This window comes from Bradyrhizobium sp. 142, assembly GCF_023074015.1.
Taxonomy (GTDB): domain Bacteria; phylum Pseudomonadota; class Alphaproteobacteria; order Rhizobiales; family Xanthobacteraceae; genus Bradyrhizobium.
Map to the genome: position 1 here is coordinate 42,330 of NZ_JADPKQ010000292.1, position 6,007 is coordinate 48,336.

4 protein-coding genes and 2 pseudogenes are annotated in these 6,007 nt (G+C 59.1%); 5 read left to right on the forward strand and 1 reads right to left on the reverse strand.

The window, feature by feature from the left end:
* Positions 1-234 precede the first annotated feature (234 nt).
* The 4 genes and pseudogenes from IVA82_RS25455 to IVA82_RS25470 all read left to right on the forward strand — a co-directional run bounded on the left by IVA82_RS25455 (position 235) and on the right by IVA82_RS25470 (position 4,229).
* On the forward strand, positions 235-513 hold the full coding sequence (locus IVA82_RS25455; protein WP_247390507.1) for a dodecin family protein: 279 nt from the start codon (positions 235-237) through the stop codon (positions 511-513).
* Positions 514-681: 168 nt separating this feature from the next.
* A pseudogene (locus IVA82_RS25460) lies at positions 682-992 on the forward strand (hypothetical protein).
* A gap of 247 nt (positions 993-1,239) precedes the next feature.
* The gene (locus tag IVA82_RS25465; protein WP_247390509.1) at positions 1,240-1,689 is read left to right on the forward strand and encodes a GcrA family cell cycle regulator; all 450 of its coding nucleotides are present in this window, start codon (positions 1,240-1,242) and stop codon (positions 1,687-1,689) included.
* Between the two features lie 1,709 nt (positions 1,690-3,398).
* Positions 3,399-4,229 carry a hypothetical protein gene (locus IVA82_RS25470; protein ID WP_247390511.1) on the forward strand — a complete coding sequence of 277 codons (831 nt, stop codon included), beginning with the start codon at positions 3,399-3,401 and terminating at the stop codon, positions 4,227-4,229.
* A gap of 802 nt (positions 4,230-5,031) precedes the next feature.
* Here the strand turns inward: IVA82_RS25470 and IVA82_RS25475 are convergent.
* Positions 5,032-5,367 (reverse strand): group II intron maturase-specific domain-containing protein, encoded by a 336-nt coding sequence (locus tag IVA82_RS25475; RefSeq protein WP_256469713.1) that lies wholly within the window; start codon positions 5,365-5,367, stop codon positions 5,032-5,034.
* 80 nt (positions 5,368-5,447) lie between these two features.
* Here IVA82_RS25475 and IVA82_RS25480 point away from each other — a divergent pair.
* Positions 5,448-5,832: pseudogene (locus tag IVA82_RS25480) on the forward strand (DNA ligase); the annotation flags it as partial.
* Positions 5,833-6,007: the final 175 nt, after the last annotated feature.

The following is a 6,007-nucleotide window of genomic DNA, read 5'->3' on the forward strand; positions in this document are numbered from 1 at the left end:
GGCCGTGTCTCCCATCCGCGTCACGCAGATTGGCTGCCCGCGTTAGATCGGAAGAGGAGCGATTTCATTGGCGCCGCGCGATTCTAAGTCCTTGCGTCTACCAGTTCCGCCACGTCCGCGACCTTGATTTGATAACCTTTTTGCCCCGTAGCTGCAATTGTAGACAGCCGATGCTTGGCATTGCCCGACCTATTCCGGCCCTGGCGCTCGGCTTAAAGGACCCAGGATGGGGCTATGAACTGTGCAAGTATTGTCGGGAGCACCTGCTTCTGCTTCATGCCGAACAGGAGGACGACAGGCCTGATAGCGTCTACAAAGGTCATTGAACTGATCGGTACCAGCACCGACTCATGGGAGAAGGTGGCCGCTAATGCGGTCGAGCAAGCTGCAAAATCTCTCCGAGATCTTCGCATTGCAGAGGTCGTCAACCTCGATATGCAATTGGATGCGAAGGGAAAAGTAGAGGCCTATCGCGCCAAGCTCAACGTATCGTTCAAGTTCGAGGATTCCTGAGCCTCAGCACCTCGCCCCGCTTGCGGGGCGAGGTTGGCTCACTGGAGGAAGGCGCGTCTCGCGCCCCCGCCGACCGGCGTTTGTGACATCCTGGAAGTAGGGCCCTAGTCCAACTGGGCGCGCTATGCTTTGATGCGTGGGGCGGGAACTGTAGCGCGTGGTGACGTCATGTACATAGTCATTCGCAAGTACACATGGTTCGTTCGGTTCCGGACGCTGCTCGCCGCGCCAAGAGCGGCATCGGTCAGATACTAAGGCAATCGCAGGGATTCAAATCTTACTACCTGCTGGATGGGGGCGACGGCGTTGGTCTCGCCGTGATGATATTCGAGGACCGCGAAAGCGCAAACGCAGCGAACGTTAAGATACTGGAGTTTGTTCAAGCAAGTCTGCATGATCTCCATCTTGGAGATCCCGAAATCACCACTGGCGAGGTTCTGGTGAACATAGAGCCGAATGAGTCCTCGGGCATAAACTAGCCGAAAACGCTGCCATTCGCCTGGCGGATGCACCCCATGCTCATGTCGTCGACTTGATGTCCCCGTCGCGTTTGCAGCGAATCACGCCCTGGACATGCGCGTTGGTCCGTCAGGAATATGCGACTGCGTGTAGTTTTCGAGGAGTAGCAGCAACATGAAGCAACACACCTCCATGTATTTTCCACTACAGTGATCTACTCGACACCGTTCGTGCTTATGGGCGCCGCGATGCCGCCAAGAGATCCCGATGAAGACGAGGAGGACGAAGACGACGAAGAGGAAGATGACGCTGACGAACCGCCGGTCGTGCGCGAGCCGGACGAAGACGAGACTGGCGTGTTCGGCAGTCGGCGCTATAATATCTCTCATGGGCTGGGATGCGAAAGACATAGCGCTCCTCAACCGGCTCTGGTCCGCAGGACAGAGCGCGGCGCAGATTGCGCGTCGTCTCGGGTGCAGTCGTAACGCGGTCTGCGGCATGCTGACCCGTCTGGGCTTGAAGCGCGGCCACAAGCCGCCCACAGCAACGCCCAAGATAAGGCCGCGCCCGAAGCTGAGGCCGACGTCGTCGGCAGCCTGCGCCCGTCCAGTCGCACGGAAGGTGTCGCGGAACACAGCGGAGAGGCAGCAGCCCAAGGAATACAGCAAGCAGCAGCACTACTCCATGCTGGCAGAGGCGGTCAGAAACACTGGCTGAGGGCGCGCCACGAAGGTCGTTACGCTCTGCGTCCGTGGCTAGTCCCGTTGTAGGTGTCGTGAACATTTCCCAAGCTTTCGTCTGCTTCGGGTCGGTCGAAAGCGCCGTTTGCGAACTCGGCCGGTCACGTCCGGTCCGCCCCGATCAGCGGACAATTTTGGAGGCCGCTCGGACTTCGCCGTGCCAAAAGCGGTCATCTGCGTCTGTCAGGCATGTTTGCTGGACGACTTACCGTCGCCGCGTTGCGGTTCCATGCCTCGAAGGCGACAGCATAGTGCTGCCGCATCCGCTGCTCCGCGGCGAGACAATCGCGAACTTCTCAAACACCAGATCGGAGTTGGCGGGCGCAACGCCGCCAACCAAGACCACGAACATCCACTTCATAGTTTTGCCTACCTTCCCGGCGGTCACGGGAGGGGTCGGCAAAGTTTCGAACGCATACCAAACTTTGTCTTTGTGTATGTGAGAAGGTCGCCCATGGTAGAAACTTGGTTGAATGGCCGGGTGTGAAACTGTGCGGAGACTGAACCAATGATTTCTTGGGCGGGTGCGCCAGATTGAAAGACGTAGGATATGGTTATTACAAAATTGGGTGACATACTTTCGGTCAACCGGACGACAAGCTGATTGCGCGTCGCAGCGACCGCAGAGACGTGATTTATTCGAAGTTCCTTCACGTTCGATGACGCTCGAATTATCCGCATCCTGATGCAATAACGTTTGTGTCTATATTCCGCTCACATATTGGCGGCGTGTTGCTGACCTGAAGGTTATTTGAAACGATAGGGCCAAGGGGAATTTGATCTCGCCCCGAAGCTCGCCGCCTTGGCGTGCGAGATCCACGGATGTTTATGCTCGCCTTGTGGGTCAGTACGTTGGCAACGGAAGCTTATATTAGAAAGCTAAACAGTCGCGAAACTGATAAGCTTTCTGTAATTTCCTTATCAGTCGCGAACTGGATAGCTTTCGTATGAAACCTTATCAGTCAGCTAACTCACTCCGTTTTGCGTATTACCTAATCAGTTGGCCAACTGACTCCGTTTCGTATGACCTTATCAGTCTGATCATCGCCCCTCCGATAGTTCGGCGCAATTCGCTGCAGATCGAATACTGCCGATAACAGCTCTTCTCGGAAGTTAACCGAGCTTAATTCGCTCGTTCGCTCGCGATTGGTATACCGCGCGATTGTGCTGGATCATCGAGCCGACGCAACCGCTCTGTGGCCGAAGCCATGACGGCTGCGAAGTGGGGCTTGCGCTGCACTGCTCCTTTCGTGTGGTGCATCCCCTGCGCGGCAGTCTTTTAACCCTGGGGCGATCTCGGCCCGCTTTCCTCGCTGGGCTATCTGACGCCTGCGGCCTATGCCGCCAATCTCACCGCAGCATGCGGCCGGCTGCGCAACCCCGACCAGGCTCCGCGATCACACGTCACCCCGCGCCGAATGGCGGACAGCACTTGCGAAGGGTCAAGGTTCCTTCCCTGGTTGTCCGGCCGTCAACATAGTTTCGCCTCCTCGTCTGCGTTAAAAGCTCCCGTATAGTTCTGGGGTGAGCTGGCAAAAAAACGACGTGACGTGCAGCTCCATGCTCATCCCTAGGAAAGCTTCGCAGGCTCAAAAACCATCCGCATCCCGTTGAATGTTAGCTCGCCGTAGCGCAGATGCGCGGATCGCTCTCAGGCGGGTGCCATTGCATTTTTTGGAGCACCAAATGGATTCCACGCTGGACGACAAGCTCGCGGAAGAGCAGATCACGAAAAGCTTGGAGGAGCAGTTTTCTAACCTGGTCAACTTGGCGCACGAAGAGGAAGTCGGTCCTTTGGCCCCGCCCAGGAGGAAGACGTCTCGCGCCCCGCCGGCAGCGATTCATCGCTCGGCGGGTTGGCGCTACGTGGCTTTCGTCGGTTCTCTGTTGGCAGCATCCATTGGTGTCGCTGCCTGGCGATGGTCATCCTCCGTTGATACGGCGGTGATGGTCCCCTCAGACCCGGCACCCCTGACACAGGCCGCGCCGGACGCCGCCGCGCCGAAAGACGTTGCCCCGACTGCTGTTGCCCTGTCTTCCGAGTTTGCGCGGCAGCTCCAACCGATGGCACACGATTTCGCTGCCTTGAGGCAAACGGTCGAACAGCTCGAGGTGAGGCAAGAACAATTGGTCCGCGACAATGAAAATCTCGTGAGCCAAATCAAGGCGAGCCGGGAAGAAATGGCACGCAACAATAGTACCATCGACCAGATCAAGGCGACCCAGATGCAGATGGCGCGCGACGGCCAGACGCTCACCGAGCGGCTCAACGCAAGCCAGGAACAACTCGCCCACGTCATCGCCAATGCCTCAGAGCCAAATGTGATGCCTGAAGAGCCAAAGGTGAGCCCCGAAGAGCCAAAGGTGATGCCCGAAATACCACTGCCGCGTCGGCGGCAGTCGGCCAATGTCGCCCAGACGCAAAAGCCGACGCCGAGCCCGGCGCGGCCGCAAGCCAAAAAGCCGCAACCGTCATTGGCATGGCCATGGTCAGTGCACTCGAAGGCCACAGAATGATTCTAGGCACCCGGGCGAGACGTAATCGTCAATCAACGCCTTTCCCGGTTTCAATCGGCTTGGCTCTTTCGAAGGCAGCTATAGGGACCTCGGCGAGAGGTTCAAATCAGCGCAGTGATAAGGTTTGGCATTGTGTGTAGAGCGGAGATCACTAGATCTTGCTCGATAACTCGGAGTTGCTAATCCGCGCCAGATCTTGCCCGATAATTCGGACTCACTGTCTTTCGCGGTAAACCAACCTGGAGTCCCTCTTTCCGCTTCTTCTGCATCTCGGCGAACAGGCCGAATGGCAGCCGCTCAGGTGTTGAGCCGGCGGGTGCGGCGAGCGGCTGTAAGCGCTTAGCCGGAACCCTTGCTTCGGGATCGGTATAGTTGTGCGAAAGAAGCCGCCGGCAGCCGCGAGCCGTCGCTCGACACGTCCGCTTGTCACACGAAGCTCCCGCCTGGTCTTGCCTCAAACCAACTTCTATCAAACCACGGGATCACCACGGCCACCGGCCGCCAAGGGACTCCGAACGTGGTCTATTACGAAATCGGTCACCAGCAGGCCTCGCCCGCAACGGCAGGTCGGCTATGGGTCAAAACGTCGGCTTGGCCCTCAGCGGCACACTTCCCCTCTGCCCCCATCAACTGCATGTAGCTGCACCGGGTCAACGGAAGCGATGGGCCAACAGCAGAAGGGCGGCCTTTCGATCACTCGCAGTAGAGTCGAGGAGAGGCGCGGTGACTTGGGCCGTGCGGCAACGTCCCGTTTCCTCTCCCCGCTGCCGATTTCCGGCATCCGGCTTTCCGACTGGTTTCATCACATGGCACGCGGCAGCGGCCCCAGATGCACGCGGCGGAGCCGCAGCACGCCGGCGGGCCCGAAGACATGGTCAGCGGGGAACCTTCGTGTGCCGCGTCCTTGCACCTTGCACCGTCTTCGCAGGAAGTGTCGCACGCGATCATAGACGTGATTGTCGACCGCCCGGTAGGCCATCAGCCGGGTGCCGTAGCTGAAGTAACTCGACCAGCCGCGCAGAAGTCGGTTCAGCTGGTCGCGTACCTCAGGCCACGGATCTTTGTTGCCGGAGACCAGAAGCCCATCGATTTTGCCTTTGAGCCTCTGGACGCTCTTCCTGGAAGGGCTCGCGCTCAGGTATCGGCGACCCGTCTTGCGGTGGTACTCGGGCCCAAACGTGTAGCCAAGGAAGTCGAAGCGTTCCTTGCGGGCATCCTCGCACCAAGCACTTCGCTATCGACGGCGAGGCGGTGATCCTCGGCGTCGACGGCATCTCCGATTTCAACGCGCTGCACGCACGACCACGAAGTCCAGCTCTACGCCTTCGACGTCCTCGCCACGGGCGGCAACGACCTGCGCGATCTTCCGCTGCACCTGCGCAAGGCCAACTTGCAGCGACTGTTGGCGCGGCGGCCGGACGGGATCACGGTGGCGCCTTTCGAGCGCGGCGAGATCGGGCCCGACCTGTACCGCGCCGCTTGCCGCATGGGGCTGGAGGGGCTGGTCTCCAAGCACCAGGACCGGCCTTACCGGGGCGGGCGGCAGAAGCATTGGGTGAAAGTGAAGAACCGGAGCCACCCCGCGATGGAGCGGGAGCTGTGAGAGGATCGTAAAGATGGTGCGCCTCACCCCTGCCGAGCAGATCGAACAGAGCTAAGAGCTGGTCCCGCTTGTCTGAACAGACTTTCCGCGTCGATAAGTGGAGCCTCTGCCGAGATTAGGCCGCCACGCGGAGCGGCGGAAGGTTGAAGTAGGCTTGATCCGGGGTCATGTCGTC